Raw genomic sequence first — 21,765 nt, forward strand, 5'->3', positions numbered from 1 at the left:
GACCGTGCGGCTCACAGAAAGCGAGGTCCGCCATGCCCGACGATAAATCCAAGATCAAGCAGGACCGCAAGCTGGTTTCGAGCGAGGAGACCTACGAGGTCGCCGCCTTCGCGCGCAAATACGGCATCCCGCAGAGCGAAGCCCAGACCATCATCAAGCGCTATGGCCCGTCGCGCAAGAAGCTCGACAACCACATGGCCGCGCGCGGATAGCAGCCGCGAGCCGCAACCATTTCGCCGTTATGGCGTTGAAGGATGCTGCGGGCCGCGTCGGCCCGGTTGGTGCTGCCAGCCGGGCTCGGCGGTACGATGGACAGGATGTCTTTTCCTGGTTTCTGGCCAACGAAATGGCAGATGAGCCTCTGTCCCGCCCGACCCGTAGCGTGCCAGACTGACGAGAGCCAGACCGAGGGAGGGCCGCGATCATGTCCGACACCACACGCAGGACCGGCAGTTGCCTGTGCGGCGGCGTGCAGTTCGTCGTCACCGGCCAGCCGATACGGGTCGGCCTCTGCCATTGCAAGGATTGCCGCAAGGCGGGCGGCTCGGTCTATTCGGCCTTCGCCATCTGGCCGCGCGATGCCTTCGAGACATCGGGCGAAGTCGCCAGCTACGGCACGCGCAGCTTCTGCCCGACCTGCGGCGGCCGCGTCACCTGGATCGGCGACGACGAGGTCGAGGTGATGCTTGGCAGCCTCGATGTCGCGCCGACCGACCTGGAGCCGCAATATGAATTGTGGACCGGCCGCCGCGAGACCTGGCTGCATGCCTTGCCCGGCACCGAACAGTTCGAACATGACCGGCCCCTTGACGGGCCAGCCTCGGAAGACGCCGTTCCGCCGCCGCCGCGATCTTTGTCGGATGCCGTCGCCCACGATTGAAAATTGATCTTTCGGGCCTGGAACCCTCCCCTGCCGGCGGCGTTATCCGGCGCCCCTTGTGAGTGCGTTGTTTCATAACCGCTGTTCACTGCCGGGGCGACGTGCCACGGAGACTTCAGTTGAACGACAAGATGTTCCCCCGACCGATCCGCCTGAAATTCGCCCCCGAGCGGGAGCGCGTTGTGCGCAGCGCCTGGGAGGGGCTGGAATGCCTCGGCGACTGGCCGGCCGGCCGGGGCCGGCGATACCGGGCAGCATTGCGCAGTTGCCGCGACGCGCTCGACGGCTGGACGCCACCGGAAAAGGCGATGCGGGCGATGATCGACGCCGCACGCGAAGCCCACATCCTCCAATAGCGGGAAATCCAATGGCCGATGTGATGCTGTCGACACCAATGCGGATCAAGCCGCATGGCTCGGACACGATCCGCGAGGTGACGACGCTTCAAGACGCCAGTGAAATCCTGATCGACTGGCCGCATGCCAGCCGCGACCCTTTCTACCAGGCGGCGCGCGAGAAGATCGAGGCGGCGCTGGAAAACAAGGACGGCACGGCTCAGGCACAGGAGGCCTTCACGGCGCTCTGCGATCACGCCGGCCTGCTGGTCCGCTGATCGTGACCGCCGGCCGGCGCCCCGGCCCCTCTATTGGCGACAAAAGGGTTGGCCCCTTGTCCCGGCGGCATGACGCCTCGGCCGCTATGCGTAGCGGAGGCGCCATGGAAACGGTCCTGACGGGCCGGCGCCCGGGTCAGCGGGATGTCCCCTCGCCCTTGTCGGTCGGAGGAACAGGCGGATCGGTCCTTTGCGGGCACGCCTCGTAGCGGTGGTCGCGGCCGCCGCAGAAAGAACAGCACATGGCCTCACGGTCTTCGTTACCGGGCCACCATTGCGGCGTTTCGTAAGGCTTCCTGCTGTCCATGACCAGCAATGCGCGACACGTGGTTTGGTTGCGTCTTGCCCTGCGCAACGCGCGGGCTGTCGCGGAACCGGCGGACAGATGGCGGGTTTTGTGGAACAATGAGGCTGCGTCAAAACCAAGAGAACCGTCATGTCCGCTCGCCTTCGAATCCTGTCGATGACCTTGGCCACCGTGCTTGCGGCGACCGGTCTGGCCGAGGCCCGGCCCGACAGCCGCAGCATCAGCTGCGCCGGGATCCAGGCCATGATCCAGAGCCATCGCGCCGTGGTGCTGACCACCGGCCCGAACACCTATGACCGCTATGTCAGGCAGTTCGGCAATGAATGCGACTGGCCGGAAGTGCCGATGTCGGCCTATATCCCGGCCCGCGACGGGCACTGCCCGGTTTACCGCTGCGAAGAGCCGGTCAACAACTTCCCGAATTGACGCCTAGCCGTACTGACGGCATAACCATCCGAGCTTCTCCCGCTTCGTCTAATGGTAGGACAGCGCCCTTTGAAGGCGTGAATCGTGGTTCGAGCCCATGAGCGGGAACCAACATTTTCAATCAGTTAGCTTATTTCGTTTCCGAATTGTCCAATTTCTGGCCAATACGCGACTGATGGCGTCCCTGGTCATCTTCCGAAAGAAGGTCCACTGGCCTAACATTAAGCGCTTGGGAAATCTGCCAGAGCGTGATCACCGTCGGGTTTCTCTTCCCCATTTCCAGCCCGCTGACATAGGCGCGGTCGACGCCCATCCGCTCCGCCACCTCGTGCTGAGTTAGACCCGCTGCCGTGCGGCAGCGCTTCACGTTCTTCGCAACGAGCTGACGCATGTCCATCAGGCATGCGTGGCGAATTGTGCACTTTAGTGCGACGCACTATAGTGCACGCGTCAACATCAAACGCAATTCAGGGGGGCCGGAATGTCCATTCTCGGTAAGTTAGTCTACGGGCTAGTGGGGCTAGCGCTCTTTGCTTCAACAGCGTTTTGCGCCGACGAGTTAGACGCAAGAAAACAGAATCTTGATCACGCTTTGAGCCTTTTTCAGGGGGCAACTATGTTGCAGCGCTGTCAATCATCAAGCCGATAGCCGAATCCGGCGATCCGAGGGCGCAAACTTACCTCGGCAAGATGCTTCTCGCGGGCCAAGGTGTTCCGAAAGATGTACCGGTGGCAATGGCGCTGTTGCACCGCGCAGCAGATCAGGATTACCGCGAAGCGCAATTCATGCTTGGGGTGGCCTATGCAGCTGGGGAGCCTGCCGTTCCTGTGGACAACATCGAGGCCGTGAAATGGCTGATCTTAGCAAAAGCCCAGGATGGCCTCGCTTATAGCATGCTGACGCATCAGATGAGCGCTGAGGCCGTAGCAACGGCCACTGCGAGAGCTGCACTTTGGCGAGAAGATGCCGACGGCAAAAAGGTGCAGGCGGCATTGGCCCTCGGAAACAGAAATGAAGTTTCTGATCTCACCCGCCTGGCCGATGAAGGCATTCCGCGTGCTCAATACGAGCTGGGCTGGTTATACACCGTCGGAGTGCCGGATGGCATTCCTTCCAAGATGGTCCCTGGGCTGACGGAATTTCAGCCGAACGATCGCAAGGCCGCTGAGCTATATCTTAGGGCGGCATTGCAGGGGTATCCACCTGCGCAATCGAGATTGGGTTCGATCCTGTACGAAGGAAAAGGATTGGCCGTTGACAAAGCTGAGGCTGCGAAATGGTTCGAGAAGGCAGCTGCACGCTCGGAACCTACCGCGATGATGGCGCTAGCGGATATGTTCGCAACAGGAGACGGTATCCCAGCGGATAAAAATCGCGCCATCACGTTGTATGGCCGCGCCGCAGCCAAAGGCAATGCGGGCGCCATGAAGGCGCTCGGGGAAAACTACGCGAATGGCCGGCTCACCGAGAGGGACAGCCAGCTGGCATATATGTGGCTTACTCTCGCCAGTCAGAAATACCGAAAAGAGCTTGTTGAGGTTTTTGCAAACGAGGCCGACGAGACCCGCCGTTCTTTGACTGAGCTGATGCCCCAATCCGAAGTAGAACTTGCCAAGCGTGCGGCAGACAGGTGTTTGAGGACAAACTATCAACAATGCGGGCGCTCGGGTTTCGTCGACTGGTTATGGGAGCTTCTATAGCCGTTGCGACATCAGCGCCGGACGTGACGGGCAAGGTCGGCTCCCGTCGCGCTTGGAGCTATGGCTGAAACTGGGTGATGACGGTTTGAGAAGGGCGGCGTATCGAGGCGGGTGATGAAGCCTGCCAGAACCTCTCAAGGAGAGCGATACGCCATGAACGAGACTATCAACATTGTTCGCCTTCGTCAGCCCGACGAAATCGATGATCCCCTGACGGATGTGCTTCGCACCGGCGCGCGCAAATTGCTGGCGCAGGCGATCGAGATGGAGGCCGAAGCGTTTCTTGCCGAGATGCGGGATCTCAAGCTTCCGGACGGACGTGACCGGCTGGTCCGGCACGGTCACGGGCCGGAGCGGAGCATCCAGACGGGGATCGGGGCGGTGCCCGTCAGCCGGGTGAAGGTCCGGGATCGCGGCGCGAACGGTGAAGCGGAGCGCATCCGTTTTTCCTCATCGATCCTGCCGAAATGGGCGCGTCGGACACGAAGTCTGGATGCGCTTCTTCCCGTTCTCTATCTGCGCGGCATTTCGACGGGCGACTTTCAGGAAGCTCTGGCAGCTCTGTTGGGCAAGGAGGCGCCGAACCTCTCACCCTCGGTGATCACGCGACTGACGGCGGAGTGGGGCATCGAATACGATCGTTGGCAAAAGCGCGATCTTTCGGCGCGCCGCTATGTGTATGTGTGGGCGGACGGGGTCTACCTGCAGGCCCGGATGGAAGATCATGCCGAATGCATGCTGGTCCTGATCGGCGCCACGCCCGAGGGCAAGAAAGAGCTGCTCGGCTTCCAGACCGGCATTCGTGAGAGCGCACAGAGCTGGCGCGAGCTGCTGGTCGACGTCAAGCGTCGTGGCCTGCAGATCGCGCCCGATCTTGCCGTCGGCGACGGCGCGCTTGGCTTCTGGAAAGCGCTCGATGAGCTCCTTCCCGGCACCAAGCACCAGCGATGCTGGGTGCACAAGACAGCCAACGTGCTCAACAAGGTGCCGAAATCGGTGCAGGCCGCCATGAAGACGGACTTGCGCGAAATCTTTTCCGCCCCGAACCGAGCCTCAGCCGAGACGGCGATTGCCGTCTTTGTCGAGAAATATGATGCGAAATACGGCAAGGCGGTCGACTGCCTGACCAAAGATCAGAATGCCTTGCTGGCGTTCTACGATTTCCCCGCCGAACATTGGGATCATCTGCGAACGTCCAATCCCATCGAGAGCGTCTTTGCGACCGTTCGCCATCGCACGGTGCGTACCAAGGGCTCACTCTCCTCGAAAACCGCCAGGCTGATGGTCTTCAAGCTGGTCATGGCCGCGGCCAGGACGTGGCGACGACTGAAAGGACAAAATCAGTTGCCTAAACTCATCGCAGGTGCAACGTTCCAGGATGGAATCGAGGTCATTGAACTGAAGCCGCAGAGCGCCGCTTGATCAGCCTCGTCACCCAAATTGCAGCATAGCTCTCGCGCTTGCGCGTCAGCGGTGTTGGCAATGCCGGCGAGCAGTCCGCGATCACGCCATAACGCCGTCCCGATAAATCGGCCACTGTGAGGCGCGGCGGACCTGTTTCCGCCTGGCCGGCGCCTTTTACCCCAACGCCCCCGCCCAACGAGGCGCCGGCCACCTTTCCAACATGCATCGGCCTAGGGCTAAAAGTCGAACAGGTCGTCCTTCACTTCGTCGAGCAAATCAGGAGTCTTGTTTCGCGGGTTGCTGCACGTCCTGTTGTCTTCATCACAATGAACGGCGACACGCGTGAGCCTCCGTGGGACACCTTCTCGCATGGAAAGATCAGTAGGCCTTTACCGATGCCCGGGAAGCCCGCCCTTTGCCTGCATCCTGGAGAGCGGCAAATGCAGCTATATCGGCCAGGACGCCTACCGTTCCGGCGGCCACAAACCCGACTTTGACGCATTGCCGTGGGAATCTGAATACAGGGCCACAAAGCAAAAAACCAAATAGGGAAACCCGCCGGGCGAAGACCCCAACCACCTCAAGCCCGGCGAGCCTACTACCTGATCAGGTACGCGATCAGGGCCGGATTTACCCGGTGAGGACTGCCCTGCAAGACGGAAGCCAATGACTCTTGTTCCAAATTGGGACGGGAGGAACCGATCCGTCGCCGGCTCTTTACCTTTATTCAATGCGCCTAATTTAGAGATTTAGTGCATGCGCTTTTCACTTCTGCTCTTAGGCTGGGTGGCGTTCTGCTGTTGGGACTTTGCCACTAACGATGGCCGTTTCATCACCGGCCTTGGCACGCAGGTTGCCAAGCTGATCAACTACTTCTAGCCCGTCTTATGCACGACGTTGCGTCTGAGAGGTTGGCGGATGTAGCCTAAGCGATTGATTTGGCGTAGGATTCGGTTGTCTAAGCCAACCCTGCCACCGCCTCTCGCGAGCCACACCCGCCATGACCGATGATACGTTGCTGCCGCTCTCATTTCCAGCCGTTGGACGCAAGAAGATCACAGCTGCGTTTGACGGCGGACGCATCACCTCGGATGGTGGCGTCATGCTTTTGGCAGCGGCCGAGCGACGCCTGCAACTGGCCGACAGGCTGGCCGCCGCGATCCACGATCCGCGCGATCCAGCGCGGGTGACGCACGCCATGGCCGACATTGTGCGCGCCCGCATCTTTGCGATCGCATGCGGCTACGAGGATGCCAACGATCTCGACCGGCTGCGCACCGACCCGGCCTTCAAGCTCGCCTGCGGGCGGCTGCCCGACAGCGGGATTGATCTGTGCTCGCAGCCGACATGCTCGCGCCTCGAGAACCTGCCCGACCTGCGCACCGTCATCCGGCTCGGCTGGGTGCTGGTCGATCTGTGGCTGTCGAGCTATGCCGCGCCGCCCAAAAGCGTCACGCTCGACATCGACGACACGGTGGATGTCGTTCACGGCCATCAGCAGCTCTCGCTGTTCAACGCCCATTACGACGAGCGTTGCTTCCTGCCGATCCACATCTACGACGCCGCGACAGGACGCCCGGTCGCCATGATCCTGCGTCCTGGCAGGACCCCGGCGGGCAAGGAGATCCGCGGCCATCTGCGCCGGCTTGTCCGGCGCATCCGCGCCCGCTGGCCGACCACCCGCATTCTGATCCGCGGCGATGGCCACTATGGCCGGGCGCAAGTCATGGCATGGTGCGAGGACAATGCGGTCGACTACCTCTTCGGATTGCCCGGCAACAAGGTTCTCCAGCGTCTCGTTGATGAAGCCGCCGACGATATCCGCACCCGCCGCGCGCTCGAGCAGAAGCCGGTGCTGCGCGGCTATGCCGAGACCCGATACAAGGCGAAATCCTGGAAGACGGAACGCCGCGCCTGCGCCCGCATCGAGGCAACCACCCTCGGCCTCGACATCCGCTTCGTCGTCACCAATCTCGACAAAGGCTCCGCCGAGCATGTCTACGATGTGATCTACTGCGCCCGCGGCCAGGCCGAAAACCTGATCAAGATGCACAAGAGCCAGCTCGCCTCCGACCGCACCAGCTGCCGCTCACCGATTGCCAACCAGGTCCGTCTCGTCCTGCACACCGCCGCATACTGGTTGATGCTCACCCTGCGCGAGGCGGTGCCCACGACCCATCATCTGTGCAACGCCGAGTTCGCTACACTGCGGCTCAGGCTTCTCAAGCTCGGCGCCCGCGTCACCGAAACCGTCTCGCGCATCCGTCTGGCCTTCGCCGCCGCCTGTCCCGAAGCAAGTCTGTTCCGAACGATCGCCATCACGCTGCAGCCCGCAGGGCCATGAGCGCCGGGGCATCAAAGCCCCGCCGAACCCGATACCTTGACCCTCCAGCGCGTTCCAAAGTCCAGTCTCAGCTGCGGTGAAAAAGACGCCTCACACCTTCATGACCGAACGCTAAGCGGCAAGGAACCAGGCCGCTCGTGAATAGGACGGGCTAGCAGCGCTCAGCGTCTTCGGCGCACACGGCGGCCCACACTGAGGAAGCTTTGATCGTCGACACCTCAATCCTCCTTGGTACGAGTCGTACAGTCGAATCTTATTGAACCCTTAAACGAAGCGAATATGAGTCATTATCGTCGCTGGCTGGCAATTGTGGGTGCTGGCGCTTGGAGAGTTCGCAAAGCTCCCGCCCTTTGTTGGGAGCTACGTCATGGATTCACATCGGTAGACCTTCTCTGCAGTAAAGCGCATGATGCCGCATGAGGCGACCGATACCCCTACCGGAAAACGACAACGGCAAGCCCGAAGATCACCTCGCAGCCGTGACCACCGCCCTTCACAAGGTCGTTGAGGGGCTGGATGCACAGGCAGCGCTCATAGCCGATGCTATAGCCACTGTGCCACCTATAGGCGCGACCCAGCCGTAGCGGATCATTGGAGGCGTATAGCCAAATGTGCTATGATTCGCGTCATGGGGAAGAAGGCGAAGCAGAGCCGCGAAGAGCCGATCGACCGCGAAAGAGTGGCCGAGGCCGACTTCTATGCCCGCAGATGCGGTCTTACCCGAGAGGAGGCTCTGAAGTTTCTCAAAGAGGCCAGCCCGTCAAAACCGGTGATCCATCTGGTCGGCAAGGGTAAGGGCCGCTAGGCAGCTACCCAGCCGCAGGGGTTGCACCGGTCCTGTTGTGTTGCATTGGATGAAACCTGACTTCCTTCCCGGGCTGAACCCTTCACTCATCCTTCCAGATCACGCGCTTTTCCCATCGGATCTCAACCAGGCGCCGGAACCGGATCGTTTCAAGCTCTTGGCCGACCGGATGAAATAACTCAGCGCTCACCGATTCCTTGCGCTTGCATTTTTCGCAGCGGACCTTTGTCCTTAGCTGATCGGCGGTGACGTTGCCGATCACTTCCCGCAATTCCAGTGGCTTGTAGAACCGCTTGATGTTGCAATAGCCGCACCGGATACGCGCCACCTGCCCTGCATTGTGGGCATGCATTAGCGTCCACGGGGCGCCTCTCGGCCACTTTTCTGGTTGCTCCGGCATTCCCTGAAATGAGGAACATATTCCTGCCGGTCAAGAGGCTCTTGACTCCGATGTTCTTATTTTGTTCACTGGGCACAAATTGGAGACACAACCATGAAACCGATCATCGCCACCGAATCCGAACAGCCCGAGCTTTACGCCCTGGTAAAGCGTGAGCGTCCAGCGATTAACAGGGCGGTCAACAAGATGGCCAAGCAGATGCGTGGCCTGTCCGATGTTAGTCAGAAAGTGGCCATTGCCCAGCTTACCGCAACCTGGGCCTTGGCGAACTATCCCGAAGACGTCGATCTTGCGTTATCTCTTTCCGAAGCAATCCGCCATCAGACCGACATCTATCTCCGGGAAATCACGAAGGTCGGCGTTCGCCACTGATCGAGATTTCAGCCGGCAACTAGGGGTAAGACATGTGCGGTCGCTACACCCGATATCTGTCTTGGTCGGAGATCCACCGGCTCTATCGGCTGACAGCGCCGGCAGAGACCGGCCGCAATGACGCGCCGCGCTACAACATCGCGCCGACTGACGAAGTCCCGTTCATCACGGCAGGCGAAGATGGCAACCACAAGCTCCGCACCGGCCGCTGGTGGCTGGTGCCCTTTGGGCAAAAGACATGCCAAAGGGAGCCATGTTCAACGCCCGGATAGAGGGCGTCGAAACGACACCTGCATTCCGTGACGCCTTTAAATCGAAACGCTGCCTCATCCCTGCAGATGGCTACTACGAGTGGACGATATCACCGGCTGACGGCAAGAAAGACCCCTGGCACATTTTCCAGCCTGAGCACGCGCCGTTCTCATTCGCCGGCCTGTGGGCATACAACTCGAACCTTGACATCACCAGTTGCACGATGATCACCGAACCGTCGGCCGCGCCGGTAAATCAGATCCACGATCGCCAGCCGCTCATTCTCGATCCGGCTTACTATGACGCTTGGCTCGATCCGAACACCCCTGCTGGCGACCTGAAGGACATCCTCAGCCACGACATCGACGAGCAGTTGCAGTTCTACCGGGTTGGCCGCGACGTCAACGCCGCCGCCATCAACAAGCAGCCCAACGATCATGCCGGGCTGATTGAGCCGATAAAGCTGCTATGAGCGACGAACCGATTAAGCTTGCCGAAGGCATGACGGGGACGCCGCGCGATCGCGCAAAGGTGCTTGGCCATACACCTAGCCAAACAGCGATTTAGATATCATTCCAATGTAAACGCCGAAAAATGTCTCGACGCCACCGAGTGCGATTTTCAACTGATCCGGGCCGAAGTGATCGAGCTGCTGGTAGAACAACCAGAACAGGACTAGTACCAAACTGATAAGGATGACGGGAAAAGCTACGCAAAGAAGTGCGAAAGTGCCGGACACCTTCTCTGGCGCAGGCTGTCCAGTTCTGTTCGCAATCACATTGCTGAATGCACCGAATGCGATGACCGCCAGTACGGGGCTTGCCATTAACAGCGTCTGCATCGCATCGACTCCAGACAGAAGGGAGAATACTCCAAGTGCGATGCCGACAAGAAAAACAAAAAGGTGACCGAAGATTGCTACAACCGATACGACCGTCCTCAGGGTGCCGAGGGTCATGAGCGCTCCTATCGAAACTCACTAGTCATCGTGCAAACAAATGGCTTTGTATCTTCCAATCCTTCGGCCTCAACTTTGCATCGGCCCGAGCTGCCGCCCAGAAATAAACCAAAACTTGCGGCCGCAATATATTCTGCTTCATAAGCGCCTTGTGAGTCGTCGGCGAGGCGTCTGAAATGCTCAACGGTCGGGGGGGTATCACGCCCATTTACTTTTGGCGCCACGCGAAGGTTTTCGGTGTGAACCACTACCAAATAGTTTGAGCCTCGGGACGTTAGAAACGTCGCTAGCCCGTCTTATGCACGACGTTGCGTCTGAGAGGTTGGCGGATGTAGCCTAAGCGATTGATTTGGCGTAGGATTCGGTTGTCTAAGCCAACCCTGCCACCGCCTCTCGCGAGCCACACCCGCCATGACCGATGATACGTTGCTGCCGCTCTCATTTCCAGCCGTTGGACGCAAGAAGATCACAGCTGCGTTTGACGGCGGACGCATCACCTCGGATGGTGGCGTCATGCTTTTGGCAGCGGCCGAGCGACGCCTGCAACTGGCCGACAGGCTGGCCGCCGCGATCCACGATCCGCGCGATCCAGCGCGGGTGACGCACGCCATGGCCGACATTGTGCGCGCCCGCATCTTTGCGATCGCATGCGGCTACGAGGATGCCAACGATCTCGACCGGCTGCGCACCGACCCGGCCTTCAAGCTCGCCTGCGGGCGGCTGCCCGACAGCGGGATTGATCTGTGCTCGCAGCCGACATGCTCGCGCCTCGAGAACCTGCCCGACCTGCGCACCGTCATCCGGCTCGGCTGGGTGCTGGTCGATCTGTGGCTGTCGAGCTATGCCGCGCCGCCCAAAAGCGTCACGCTCGACATCGACGACACGGTGGATGTCGTTCACGGCCATCAGCAGCTCTCGCTGTTCAACGCCCATTACGACGAGCGTTGCTTCCTGCCGATCCACATCTACGACGCCGCGACAGGACGCCCGGTCGCCATGATCCTGCGTCCTGGCAGGACCCCGGCGGGCAAGGAGATCCGCGGCCATCTGCGCCGGCTTGTCCGGCGCATCCGCGCCCGCTGGCCGACCACCCGCATTCTGATCCGCGGCGATGGCCACTATGGCCGGGCGCAAGTCATGGCATGGTGCGAGGACAATGCGGTCGACTACCTCTTCGGATTGCCCGGCAACAAGGTTCTCCAGCGTCTCGTTGATGAAGCCGCCGACGATATCCGCACCCGCCGCGCGCTCGAGCAGAAGCCGGTGCTGCGCGGCTATGCCGAGACCCGATACAAGGCGAAATCCTGGAAGACGGAACGCCGCGCCTGCGCCCGCATCGAGGCAACCACCCTCGGCCTCGACATCCGCTTCGTCGTCACCAATCTCGACAAAGGCTCCGCCGAGCATGTCTACGATGTGATCTACTGCGCCCGCGCCAGGCCGAAAACCTGATCAAGATGCACAAGAGCCAGCTCGCCTCCGACCGCACCAGCTGCCGCTCACCGATTGCCAACCAGGTCCGTCTCGTCCTGCACACCGCCGCATACTGGTTGATGCTCACCCTGCGCGAGGCGGTGCCCACGACCCATCATCTGTGCAACGCCGAGTTCGCTACACTGCGGCTCAGGCTTCTCAAGCTCGGCGCCCGCGTCACCGAAACCGTCTCGCGCATCCGTCTGGCCTTCGCCGCCGCCTGTCCCGAAGCAAGTCTGTTCCGAACGATCGCCATCACGCTGCAGCCCGCAGGGCCATGAGCGCCGGGGCATCAAAGCCCCGCCGAACCCGATACCTTGACCCTCCAGCGCGTTCCAAAGTCCAGTCTCAGCTGCGGTGAAAAAGACGCCTCACACCTTCATGACCGAACGCTAAGCGGCAAGGAACCAGGCCGCTCGTGAATAGGACGGGCTAGCAAGTCATATCTGTCCCAAGTACCCTTCTCCTGCGGGCCGCGTGAAATCTCCGATGGAACTATAACTGTCATTCGTTTCGTAGGGACAGATGGGGTTACGGGACTGACGGAAAGCGGGCCTTCAATTATCGTTTCGCTCTTTCCAGCCGGAGCCACATATCGCTTTAAGGCAGCCCGGAGAAAAGCTTCAAACTTTGGACCCTTCGAGATATCCCCCACGGCCGCTTTCTTGACTAATGCATAGCTTATCTCAGCCCCTCCGCAAACGCCGATTGCATGCGTAACCTGGCTTGCGAGCCCTGCATCAATCAGCGCGTTTCCAATAAATTTCTCTGATCCGGTCGGAACAATGAAATCAGATGTTTCTGAATATAACTCATAATGTTTCCCACGTTTCCATCGATCGTGAAGCTCTTTCTTTAAGGTTGTTTTATAGCTGCTATCCGCAAAGCTAACAAATGATTTTGAATACCACGGAAATTTGGATAGTATATCGTCAATGTCCTTGACGCTTTTGATTTTTCTAGTGAAGGCTACCGATAGAGCGCCATACTCTCCACCGCATTGCGTCGGGCCAAGATCTAGAGCGAGGGCAGTGACATTCCCCATGAGGAGAAACGACGCGACAAGCATGGCGAATATTGGCGCAAAATGCCTTGGAAGGGAAATCTTATGAATTCGCATTTTCCAAATCCAACACCATTCCGGATTATTTACCGCAAAGTCGAAAATATCAAGCCTTCCATCGATATCAGCAACGGCGTCGACCTTCAGAGCGTAGGGTTTTCGTCCTACTGGGTGTTGACGAGGAAAGGGCGCGACCGTTGATCGGCTATCTCGGCTACAACGGTCTTCTCTGGTGAGCGAAGCGCGACTGATGGCCCCTTGGGAGATGCACGGCCGGCCAAGCAGCGGTCGGTTATTTGGTGGTCTGCGGCTTTGCCGAGAAAGGCCGCCGCTTCCGCAATTTATCCCATGGCGTCCGGTCCCTCCAGAAACAAAAAAGCCCGCCGGCCGGAGCCAGCGGGCGCGTCTGATAGTCCGACAGATTGTCGTCAGGCGGCAGGTCTCGATGTCACTACCTGCGCAGTGACCTCGGAAAGGCGCTCATGCTTGATGAGTGTCGGCTTCTCGTACTTCTTCATGGTTGTCCCCCTGGTTCTCCCTCTGCGCCAAGGTGCCTTCGGGCGATGACGGTTGTCAAGCTAACGCTAAAATTGCCGCCATCTTTCGGCAGCGGGCCAGGGTCTGGGTGCTAGGATCAGCCAGCATAGGTAAACGAGGGCTGGAGGGGTGGTTTCGAGCCTGACAAAGCGAACGGTGATGAATCGCGAAATCAGCCCTCCCCCATAGAGCGACTGCTAGCGAACAACAGTCCTCAGGTCGCCTCCAGGGCTTTTGGGAACGCTGGCGTCTCTTTGTTGGCCTTGCGATAAAATAATCACGGAATCGCGCATTATCGTCACGAGGGAGCCGAGATCACCTGTATTGTCCATCCGGGTGGTAGAGACTGCCGACGTTTCACGATATGACAGAGTTGCGTCGGTGCCTACGCCGAGAATTCTCATATCGCTTTCCATCCTTCAAAATCCCGCTGATCGGTTATTTGTTCCATCACGAGATGTGGCGCCGCCGGATTCGGCATTTGAGACTTTGTCAGAGTTCCCTCCGACAGGAACCCGTGGCAACCGCCGCTAGTGCTTTCTACCAAGCCTCGAACCAATCGATACTGCGTTACGGCATTGCCTGCAAGTTCTACGGACGGGTTGAAAGGCTCCGAAAGTTTCAATTCTAAGGCGAAGTCTTTGTGTATCTTCTTTAATATCGCGTAAAAGTCGTCGCTTGGTTTTTCGATCGGGAGACCAAGGGCGGCAGCCTCACGTCGATTGATCGTATAATCATGGCTGCCAGAATCGGCACACAGGAAATCTATTATCGCTTGGACCTTATCCGAATCTTGCACATTCTCGTTGAGGAGCTTTGACGCCAAAAAGCGGATTTGAGCGCGGGAGCGAAAAATCTCACCCAGGACCAGGGGATGCACCTTGTTTGAAAGGTCCATGAGTATGTTGCCGAGCGTCTCATCGCTCTTGATCGCGAGATCCTCGGTTGCTGCGTCTAGATAACCGCGAACCGCTTCGACGCTAACCGGGATGCGAGCCAGTTGATTTCCCATAGGAATCTGCGGGCCAAGCGCATGCGTCAAACTGGGGTCAATCGGTCCAAGAGCAGCTTGCTTCGTCATAACGATTTTGCTGGCGCCGAGCGATATCAGCGTCCCGGCGCTCATAGCCTTCAGCGGGATCAGCACTTCCAACTCGTCGCAAAACGATTGAATGAGATTTACAAGCCGCCAAGCTGCAGAGGTGCTCCCGCCGTTCGTATGGAGTAGCAGAGATATCCTCGGCGTTGGGCCGATCCTATCTAAGACATCGACAAATAGGTCCACGCAGTCGGCGCCGATCTGAGTCTCCGCACCTTGACGGTCGCTAGTTATATAGGCAATGACTTTTGTGTTCCGCTCCGCCTCGATCTTTTTGTAGATCGCTCGCCTAGCTGAAAATGCCATAGAATCCCCCCAGATCGGAGGAATACAATCTACATTCCCCGTTTTGTCAAACGGACGGCGCGTGTTGTGGCGCCCGGTTTGTTGTCACTCTTCTTCCACCGGCTTGAACTTACGCACGATCATGTCGAACAGGATATCCGAGATCCACATTGCCGAAACGCCAATCAGGAAAGCGGCGGCCAATGTCGTCGCGGCGATCGACGGCCGGCGCGCCTGGTTATGGTTGCACCAAACTTTGCGCGGGTTGTTGACCAGGGCGGTCGTGAACGCACGCCGCGAGAAGAAGCAGCGACGGGAAGATTTGGACTTTGCCGAAAATGGTCATGACGACCTTGCCGAGGAGCAGGGCTTGCCTCTCCGCCCTTCATTGCATCCCTTGAACCCAGCGGCCGGGTTAGTCGCTCCGGCGGCCGTAGCGCCGCGTGACGTCGGCGTCGCCGGGCATCGGACGGAGTTCCCGTACTTCCGCGTGTTGGCGATGAAGCGCGATCTTTTCGAGACCGAGAGCATGCCGCTTGATGACGGCAAGGGCTTTTTCGCCGACCGCCCGGAGCGGATTCGATTGCTCGCGCGCCGTCACAAGTGCGCTATGTGCGTTTGCAAGCCGCAGCTGGTAGGCCTCGTCGCTCTCACCTTTGCGATGGACGTTCAGCCGCCTTGCCAGCGCGTAGCGCAACCGTTCGCGGTGGTCGGCCTCGGTTTCGCAGTTGGCACGCTGCAAACGCAAGGCGCTGGCCACCGCGGCCCACCGGCGAGCGCTGTAGCCATCGTCACCCTCGTTCGCGCGCCGTTCGACGTGGATGGCGCGGCACTCGGCAACTACAGCCGGGCTCACGGTCGTGCCACGCTCTTTTTGCCGTTCGGTGCGACCCCTGAATTTGAGGCAACCACGGACCATAGCCTGGCTTCGAACGCCTCGTCGGTCTCGCCTGTGCGGACAACAGGAACCACGACGCCGACATGCTGGGTGCCGATTGTGTCGAGTACGGCGCGGCGCAGGATGTCCATGTCGATGACCAGGTCGCGGCGGTCGTTTCCAAGCGCCTGCTGGTTCATCCCCTCGATGGCAAGCGTGTGCTCGTCGAGCACCATTGCGCTGTGGCAGACGCCGGCCAGCAGCTTGTACATGGTCTGCAAAGCCTCCGCCGCTGGGCCGTAGTGCTCATCCCTGGCCGCCGCAGCTTGCCTCTCCAACGCCGCCTTGCCGGCGGCGGCCTGGGCTTTCGCAAGCATGGCCCGCGCGGGCGCAAGCCCCGCTTCGAGGGTCTTGATCATCTGCTCAGCGTCTCGCAGCCCGCTGTGCAGCGCGTCGAGATCGCCGCCGTTCAGAATGACATCTGCCCGGCTGCCGTCCAGATCCGAAAGGCGCTGTCTTGTTTTCGCGACGTCTGTTTCGAGCCGGTCGACCACGGCCTGCCGCCGCGCCACCTCATCAGCCAACGCTGCGGCGTCTACGGCCGGCGTGGTCTCGGCCGGCCGCAGCAGCTCGTCCAGCGGGGTCACCTCGCCCGGGCCATAGGTCTTGAATTCGGTCGAGGGCTGTTCGGTAAGCGCCGCTATGCCGCGCTCATCGCCATCGGCCGGCTGCACCGGCGCTGCCGCGCCCACGGCTGCCGAATTCTCGGGAAGGCGCCCGCTTTTACTTTCGTATAAGCCGGCGAAAGCGGCTTGCTCGTCGGCGTCGGCCTGGGCTTCGGTGGTCCGGGTTTTCATGGTCTCACCCTTCGTCTGGTTGCGAGGAAAGCGGAAATGCGGGCAAGGTCCTGGGTAAACCACCGCGCGGCATGTTCGGCCAAGGCATCGGCGGGGTCGCCGCCGGGGGAACGTGCGTCGTCGAGCGCCCTGTCAGCAACGCCCGGCTGCGGGGCGACCTGTGTCAAGCTTTTTACGATGACAGCCATTCAGGTTCTGCCGTGGTCGTTTTGTGGGGCTGCCAGGGCGCTGGTTGCGGGCACGGTGGACCTTCGAATGGTACAGTTGTTGGACAGAATACCACGCGCCCATCACTACGGCACTGTTTTTGTTAGTTTTTCTATGCCCAGCAAAGTCCAATTTTGCGCCTTACCAAGGCGTAGCACTGGGTTTGGACAAAAAAGTCACCAATCACCAAGCGGCACGGGGGTCGTCAAGCTCAACGGGCTCGCCGTCCTGCCACGCCTCTCCTTGCCACTCTTGCGGCTCTTGCGGCTCCTCGTGCCCCGCAGTCGCCTGCCTGGCGGCGCGGCGCTCTGAGAGGCGTCTGAGGTGCTCGTCAGCGTCGGCGGGCACCTCGGGCGGCTTGGCGGAGGCAAGCCGGTGCGCTTCTTCAACTAATTCTCTCAACGCCAGAGCGGCCTCGTGTGCCGGTCTACCGGCTTCGGCAGCTTGCCGCTGGGCTTCGGCAGCTTGGGAGGCTGCACGCGCCTGGAGGCCCCGCACGAGCGCTGCACGAAACTCCGGGTATTTGGCGCGCCATCGCTCAACGGTTCGCGCGTCGCAGCCTACCTCGGCCGCTATCGCTGCCTGCGTGATGCCGGCCTCGGCAAGCGGTACGGCGATTTCAGATCGGTAACCGGTAGTTTTACCGGGGTTACCAGCCGTGAAGTACCCCTTCCCGGTCCTGTTTCCGGGCCTCGAAGTCTCGCGCGCGGGGGTGTGCGCGAGCGTCACGCGTTTAGGGTGTGCCAGAGCCGTTCCGGCATTACGGTTTGCTTGCCGTGCTCGCGGTGACGTTGGCGGTGACGGCGGTTCGGCTCCAGGCGTTGCGTCCGTGGGTCTTCTCTCACTCATCTTCGCGGGCTCGCGGCGGTTTAACGACTGCCGGCCCAAGCCGCTTTTCGACCTCATCCAGTAGTCGCCTCAGCTCGGCATCCGGCGCGGCGGCAGGTTTGGCCGCCGCCGCCGCCGGTGCGAGAAACAGATCCGCGACGATGTCGCTAAGAAGCTCGTCCAGCGTCCCGGTTTTCATCTTACACCTTTGGCCTACCTAGCGAAGGGGACCGGATAAGAGCTATGGCGATTTCGCGATCCTGCTCGGCTGTAAGTTCGGAGAGCGTTTGCGGTGGCGGCGGCTCGGTACCCGGCCATGGTGGCGGCACGGCATAGCATCGCCGTAGCCTCTGGGTCATTTTGACGAGCTTGGCAGCGTCGCGCGCATTCACGCCGCGAGAGCGGCGCAAGGCAACTACGATACGGCTCTCGACGTGGGTCAGCATCACCCAACGCTCGGGGTGAGTAAGCCAGGCCAGAAGCAACGCGCACTCGGCTGCGTTAGGAGCCTCTGCAGCCGCTTCGGCACCTTTGGCGCCGGCTTTGGCTTGCTAACCTTCGGCTCCGGCCGGAGGCGGGCGCGGGCGGCTTTGAGGTCGATTACATCACTCACTGTCTTGGTCCTTTTCGAGCTGTCTGCGGCCGCTCGATCTCGCCGGTTATTCGAGGCACCGAGGGCAACGGCGGGTAGTGAAGGTAGTGAAAGTAGTGAAAGTAGTGAAAGTAGTGATCGCGCATTGCGGGGGGTAGATACATATTTCTTTTCCTTTTTCTATCTCTTCTGCCAGATGTTTTTTAGGCTGGCAGAAGAGGAGAATATAGTTGGAGGGGGTGCAATACGAGATCACTACTTTCACTACCTTCACTACCTGACTGCTGCTGCTGATGCATCGCTAAGCCCCAGTATTTGCTAAGTTTTCGGCCGCCTTCTGCCGCTGCTGCGGCGTCAGCTCGCTGCGCGTGTATATCACCTGCTTTTTGCCGTTCACCGTCCACAAGCCGTTTGTAGCGCCGTGGTTGCGCGTCGCGGTGTATCCGCAACTTTCCAATCGGTGCGGCACTCTTCGCGAATTGCCGCGGTCCTGCAGCCATCTCCCGAATTCGTAGTTGCGGGCATCGTGTGCGGCTTTCGACAGCATGGACAGGGTGACCGCTGCGGGGTTCTCGACCGCCGTCAGCGCATCGGCCATCTCAGCGTCTTCGGGCACCGCCGAGGCGCCTACGATAGCCCAGAAAGCTTCCGTTTTCACTGGTGCCGCCTTCGGATCAAAGCCCATGGCGTCAAGGTCCAGGTTGGCGAGATAGTCGGCAACGATTGCGTCACCACCGTTTTCGTACCAGCTGTAGAGCCGCTTGAAGTAGCCGGCAGGGATATCGACCGTCTTCAGCTTCGACCAAGCCACGTAGTGCCGCCGGTCGTTCGCCGGCAGGTACATGCCATCTGTCATGTGGTTGGTCGTCATGATCGGGAAGCACACGTTCTGCACGTAGTACTGCCGCAAGTGCTTCTCGTTGACCTTCAGCGTGCTAGGCGGTGCAACGCAGTAGCGCTTGGACCGGTCATAAAAGGTGAACCGGTTGGTTTCGCCCAGGTCGTGCACCTCATTGATCCGCAAGATGACGCTGCGCGCAAAATGGGTCCACGGGCTCATGAGTTCGTCGGGTGCGATCTCCGCGAAGTTGCCGACCCCGATTGCCGACACAACAGGTTCGAGGATCGTGTCCTTACCGATGCCTTGTTCGCCACCCAGCACCAGCGCGTGGTTGATCTTGTCGCCAGGACGCTGCACGCGGTGCGCCAGGCAGGCCAGTATGTGGTTCGCGTCGTCGGGATATGCCCTGTCAAGGAGGTCCAGCCATGGCGTTACGTCGCCTTGTTCGTACGCGATCGTCGGAGCCCGGTATCTGTTCAGCGTCATGCTGCCCTTCTTGCGGATGGGGCCGTCGGCGGTGATCATGACATCTTTGATGAGCTCCGGCTCGCCCGGCATCCACGTGATGGATTGAACGCCCCGGTGGCGCTCCATCCATTTGCTTGCCGACTGGTTCTGCGTACCGCCTTCGCCGTCGTCGACCGCTATAGGCGGAACCTGCGCGTCGATACGGGCTGCGACGATCCACGGTTCCATGGTCGGCAGATGGATGAACGCTTGCGTCGGCAGGTAGGCGACGAACTCGTCGACCGTCATGGACTGGCCGCCGGCCGCGCCGCGGCGCGTTCCTTCTCGGCACGGCGGGCGTTGCGCAGTCTATTGACCGCCGCCTTGATCGTGCTGGCGTGCACCTTGTATGTGTCGCGGACCGTGTTGCGAACGAGATCGAACTCGGCGCCAGTCAGCCATGACAGCTCTTCGATTGCCTTCTCGTATGCCGCCTTGAATTCTTTCTTCAGCTCGGCCGTGGGGGTGTGCGTCACTATCTTATTTCCTTCATGATTTCGCTCAGGCGCTGCTGTAGGGCGGCCCCGATAAATGTGTCTGGTTTAGCTGCCCTGAGCGTGTCGAACATGGCCGAGACGTCGGGCTGCTTGCGCCAGCTCGGACTGGACTTGTCCGCCCAGAAGAACACGGTTCCCGCGCCCGACCGGGCTTCGCCCGCGAACGTCTCCCACTTGCTGTGGCAGGCGCCGTCGTATGTGTCGGATTTCGTCGACCAGGCGTCCCAGAGCTCGAGCCCTTCTGCGCTGCCGTCGGTGGCGTGGTAGAGCGCCGCACCTATGGCGATCCAGCGATCGTAGGTCTCGGGATAGATGGACATGACCGACATGGCGGCGGCTAGCAGAGGCAAGGGCGCGTGCGGATCGGCCGCCGTCCTGCGAGCCGTCGAGCGCTGCTCGCGGGCCTTCCTTGTCCAGCCAGCGGCCGCGCATGTGGCGTTGAAATAGTCGACCAGCGCGAAAGCATGCTTCTGCGTCATGACCGACAGCGCCGACCTTGGCGTGTCGATCAGCCCCTGATCCGGCCAGTAGTACGGCTGGCCGGTGCCGGGATGGATCGCATAGGCGACGAACTGCTGACCGTCGGCGAGTACCTCTAGTTTGTGCTCGTTGCCGTCCGGCGAGACGAACGTGTCGGATTTCACCTTGCGGAACGGCTCATCGGTTCTGTACGGGAACAGCTCGCGCGGCGGCTGTCCTATGCGCGCGATCGTCGGCCCGATGTTGGCCGCGCACCAGTCGGCGACCTGATCTACCAGCCGCGGCGACGGCGTGTCGGCGTCGACGGCCGACGAGCGTTTGGTTTTCACGCCAACGCCGTAGTAGGCTTCACGAGGCATTTTAAGGGCGCGGGGGTGTCGCGGCGCGGCGAGAATAGCGGCGGGAAGAGCGTTGAAGTCGTACTTCTGCCAGCCGAACCGGTTCGGACGTTTCGTGCCCGGCTTTATCGGGACGATGTCGAAACCCAGCTCGACGAGGCGCGACCCGTGCGTAAGGAAGAACCCGCTCATGACACACTCCCGAGCTGGTCGTACGCCGGGTCAGGCAGGCCCGTAGATTTGCCTTCGCGGCGACCGCGGGCGGCCTCACGTAGCGCGGACAGGCTGTCCTGCAAGGTTGGAGCCTTCGGAGGCTCTGGCGCTGGCTCGCCTGCCTTGGCGGCTCGCCGTACAAGCGCCTTTGCGGCGTGCGCGGCCTGGGCTGCGGTGACGGTGCCCGCCGGTTGGCCGGCGAGATCGACGCGAACCGCCCCCTCTATCTGCCGCTTCCCGTAGTTTTGGCGGCGCGTGTACCAGCCCAAGCCGACGCTTACCTCGACAGCGCCGTGGCCCGCGGCGAGCATGTCCTCGCGGATCCCGATCTTGAGGGGGCGTGCGTTCTTTCGATCGAACGCGAGCGGGTATGCCTTTTTTCCCAGGCTCTGACGATGGCGCGTCCGGCGGTCATTGCAGCACCGCCTTGAGGGCGGCAAGCAGGGATTGCACGGCGCAAACGGCGAACCAGCCGGCTATAGCGCCGATCACGGCGCGCGATACTGCGTCCTGACTTATTTTGGGTAATTGCATGGCGATCGGTCCTTGAAGGGCCGTCGCGAGGTTGACCGGGCTGGGGCTTAGGGTTATATTCCTAGCGCTGATACT

The 21,765-nt window shown here is 60.6% G+C and carries 24 protein-coding genes, 1 tRNA gene and 2 pseudogenes; 14 read left to right on the plus strand and 13 right to left on the minus strand.

Annotated elements, in window-relative coordinates; translation table 11 throughout:
* The first annotated feature begins 32 nt into the window (after positions 1–32).
* From HB778_RS02355 to HB778_RS02380, 6 genes are all read left to right on the plus strand, one after another.
* Positions 33–212, plus strand: coding sequence for a DUF3606 domain-containing protein (locus HB778_RS02355; protein ID WP_027052489.1), 180 nt, complete (start codon positions 33–35; stop codon positions 210–212).
* Between the two features lie 212 nt (positions 213–424).
* Entirely contained in the window at positions 425–880 is a 456-nt protein-coding gene (locus tag HB778_RS02360) for a GFA family protein (protein ID WP_183461155.1), read from the plus strand.
* A 119-nt stretch (positions 881–999) separates the two neighbouring features.
* Positions 1,000–1,236, plus strand: a complete 237-nt coding sequence (locus HB778_RS02365) for a DUF982 domain-containing protein (RefSeq protein ID WP_183461157.1) — start codon at positions 1,000–1,002, stop codon at positions 1,234–1,236.
* 11 nt (positions 1,237–1,247) lie between these two features.
* A complete protein-coding gene (locus HB778_RS02370; protein ID WP_183461159.1) occupies positions 1,248–1,493 on the plus strand; it encodes a DUF982 domain-containing protein in 246 nt (81 codons plus the stop codon).
* Between the two features lie 436 nt (positions 1,494–1,929).
* Positions 1,930–2,226: a hypothetical protein gene (locus HB778_RS02375; RefSeq protein ID WP_183461161.1), complete on the plus strand. Its 297-nt coding sequence runs from the start codon at positions 1,930–1,932 to the stop codon at positions 2,224–2,226.
* 37 nt (positions 2,227–2,263) lie between these two features.
* Positions 2,264–2,337, plus strand: a tRNA-Gln gene (locus tag HB778_RS02380).
* Between the two features lie 19 nt (positions 2,338–2,356).
* Here HB778_RS02380 and HB778_RS02385 read toward each other — a convergent pair.
* Complete coding sequence (locus HB778_RS02385; protein WP_183461163.1) at positions 2,357–2,623, minus strand: helix-turn-helix domain-containing protein; 267 nt, start codon at positions 2,621–2,623, stop codon at positions 2,357–2,359.
* Positions 2,624–2,961: 338 nt separating this feature from the next.
* Between HB778_RS02385 and HB778_RS02390 the strand changes: the two genes are divergently transcribed.
* From HB778_RS02390 to HB778_RS02405, 5 genes are all read left to right on the plus strand, one after another.
* Positions 2,962–3,927 (plus strand): tetratricopeptide repeat protein, encoded by a 966-nt coding sequence (locus tag HB778_RS02390; protein WP_244661952.1) that lies wholly within the window; start codon positions 2,962–2,964, stop codon positions 3,925–3,927.
* A 153-nt stretch (positions 3,928–4,080) separates the two neighbouring features.
* Complete coding sequence (locus tag HB778_RS02395) at positions 4,081–5,349, plus strand: IS256 family transposase (protein ID WP_183457400.1); 1,269 nt, start codon at positions 4,081–4,083, stop codon at positions 5,347–5,349.
* A gap of 738 nt (positions 5,350–6,087) precedes the next feature.
* Complete coding sequence (locus HB778_RS42730) at positions 6,088–6,210, plus strand: hypothetical protein (protein WP_280515948.1); 123 nt, start codon at positions 6,088–6,090, stop codon at positions 6,208–6,210.
* A 121-nt stretch (positions 6,211–6,331) separates the two neighbouring features.
* Positions 6,332–7,675 carry an IS1380 family transposase gene (locus HB778_RS02400; RefSeq protein WP_183461167.1) on the plus strand — a complete coding sequence of 448 codons (1,344 nt, stop codon included), beginning with the start codon at positions 6,332–6,334 and terminating at the stop codon, positions 7,673–7,675.
* Positions 7,676–8,303: 628 nt separating this feature from the next.
* Positions 8,304–8,480: a hypothetical protein gene (locus tag HB778_RS02405; protein WP_183461169.1), complete on the plus strand. Its 177-nt coding sequence runs from the start codon at positions 8,304–8,306 to the stop codon at positions 8,478–8,480.
* A gap of 82 nt (positions 8,481–8,562) precedes the next feature.
* On the opposite strand, the gene HB778_RS02410 is transcribed toward HB778_RS02405, so the two are convergent.
* Positions 8,563–8,832 (minus strand): hypothetical protein, encoded by a 270-nt coding sequence (locus HB778_RS02410; protein WP_183461171.1) that lies wholly within the window; start codon positions 8,830–8,832, stop codon positions 8,563–8,565.
* A 141-nt stretch (positions 8,833–8,973) separates the two neighbouring features.
* On the opposite strand from HB778_RS02410, the gene HB778_RS02415 reads away from it, so the two are divergent.
* Together HB778_RS02415 and HB778_RS02420 are read left to right on the plus strand one after the other, a co-directional pair.
* Complete coding sequence (locus tag HB778_RS02415) at positions 8,974–9,252, plus strand: hypothetical protein (protein WP_183461173.1); 279 nt, start codon at positions 8,974–8,976, stop codon at positions 9,250–9,252.
* Positions 9,253–9,284: 32 nt separating this feature from the next.
* Positions 9,285–9,976, plus strand: a pseudogene (locus HB778_RS02420) (SOS response-associated peptidase).
* A 75-nt stretch (positions 9,977–10,051) separates the two neighbouring features.
* Here HB778_RS02420 and HB778_RS02425 read toward each other — a convergent pair.
* Positions 10,052–10,462, minus strand: a complete 411-nt coding sequence (locus HB778_RS02425) for a hypothetical protein (protein WP_183461175.1) — start codon at positions 10,460–10,462, stop codon at positions 10,052–10,054.
* Between the two features lie 411 nt (positions 10,463–10,873).
* On the opposite strand from HB778_RS02425, the pseudogene HB778_RS02430 reads away from it, so the two are divergent.
* A pseudogene (locus tag HB778_RS02430) lies at positions 10,874–12,216 on the plus strand (IS1380 family transposase).
* Positions 12,217–12,314: 98 nt separating this feature from the next.
* Here HB778_RS02430 and HB778_RS02435 read toward each other — a convergent pair.
* The 10 genes from HB778_RS02435 to HB778_RS43395 form a co-directional block, all read right to left on the minus strand.
* Positions 12,315–13,055, minus strand: coding sequence for a hypothetical protein (locus tag HB778_RS02435; RefSeq protein WP_183461176.1), 741 nt, complete (start codon positions 13,053–13,055; stop codon positions 12,315–12,317).
* Positions 13,056–13,935: 880 nt separating this feature from the next.
* Positions 13,936–14,940, minus strand: a complete 1,005-nt coding sequence (locus HB778_RS02440) for an SDH family Clp fold serine proteinase (protein ID WP_183461178.1) — start codon at positions 14,938–14,940, stop codon at positions 13,936–13,938.
* A gap of 394 nt (positions 14,941–15,334) precedes the next feature.
* Positions 15,335–15,679, minus strand: coding sequence for a hypothetical protein (locus HB778_RS02445; RefSeq protein ID WP_183461180.1), 345 nt, complete (start codon positions 15,677–15,679; stop codon positions 15,335–15,337).
* 92 nt (positions 15,680–15,771) lie between these two features.
* Entirely contained in the window at positions 15,772–16,653 is an 882-nt protein-coding gene (locus tag HB778_RS02450) for a hypothetical protein (protein ID WP_183461182.1), read from the minus strand.
* 390 nt (positions 16,654–17,043) lie between these two features.
* Positions 17,044–17,766: a helix-turn-helix domain-containing protein gene (locus tag HB778_RS43390; protein WP_432421229.1), complete on the minus strand. Its 723-nt coding sequence runs from the start codon at positions 17,764–17,766 to the stop codon at positions 17,044–17,046.
* Positions 17,702–17,887 carry a hypothetical protein gene (locus HB778_RS02460; RefSeq protein ID WP_183461187.1) on the minus strand — a complete coding sequence of 62 codons (186 nt, stop codon included), beginning with the start codon at positions 17,885–17,887 and terminating at the stop codon, positions 17,702–17,704. Before HB778_RS02460 ends, HB778_RS43390 begins: the two co-directional genes overlap by 65 nt.
* Before the next feature lie 694 nt (positions 17,888–18,581).
* Entirely contained in the window at positions 18,582–19,877 is a 1,296-nt protein-coding gene (locus HB778_RS02465; protein ID WP_183461189.1) for a primase-helicase family protein, read from the minus strand.
* Positions 19,874–20,104 (minus strand): hypothetical protein, encoded by a 231-nt coding sequence (locus tag HB778_RS02470; protein ID WP_183461191.1) that lies wholly within the window; start codon positions 20,102–20,104, stop codon positions 19,874–19,876. The genes HB778_RS02465 and HB778_RS02470 overlap by 4 nt, the downstream gene beginning before the upstream one ends.
* Positions 20,104–21,135 carry a PriCT-2 domain-containing protein gene (locus tag HB778_RS02475; RefSeq protein WP_183461193.1) on the minus strand — a complete coding sequence of 344 codons (1,032 nt, stop codon included), beginning with the start codon at positions 21,133–21,135 and terminating at the stop codon, positions 20,104–20,106. The genes HB778_RS02470 and HB778_RS02475 overlap by 1 nt, the downstream gene beginning before the upstream one ends.
* Complete coding sequence (locus HB778_RS43395; protein ID WP_183461195.1) at positions 21,132–21,596, minus strand: ProQ/FINO family protein; 465 nt, start codon at positions 21,594–21,596, stop codon at positions 21,132–21,134. Before HB778_RS43395 ends, HB778_RS02475 begins: the two co-directional genes overlap by 4 nt.
* Positions 21,597–21,765 lie beyond the last annotated feature (169 nt).

The sequence above is a fragment of the Mesorhizobium huakuii genome (assembly GCF_014189455.1).
In the GTDB taxonomy this organism is placed as follows: domain Bacteria; phylum Pseudomonadota; class Alphaproteobacteria; order Rhizobiales; family Rhizobiaceae; genus Mesorhizobium; species Mesorhizobium huakuii_A.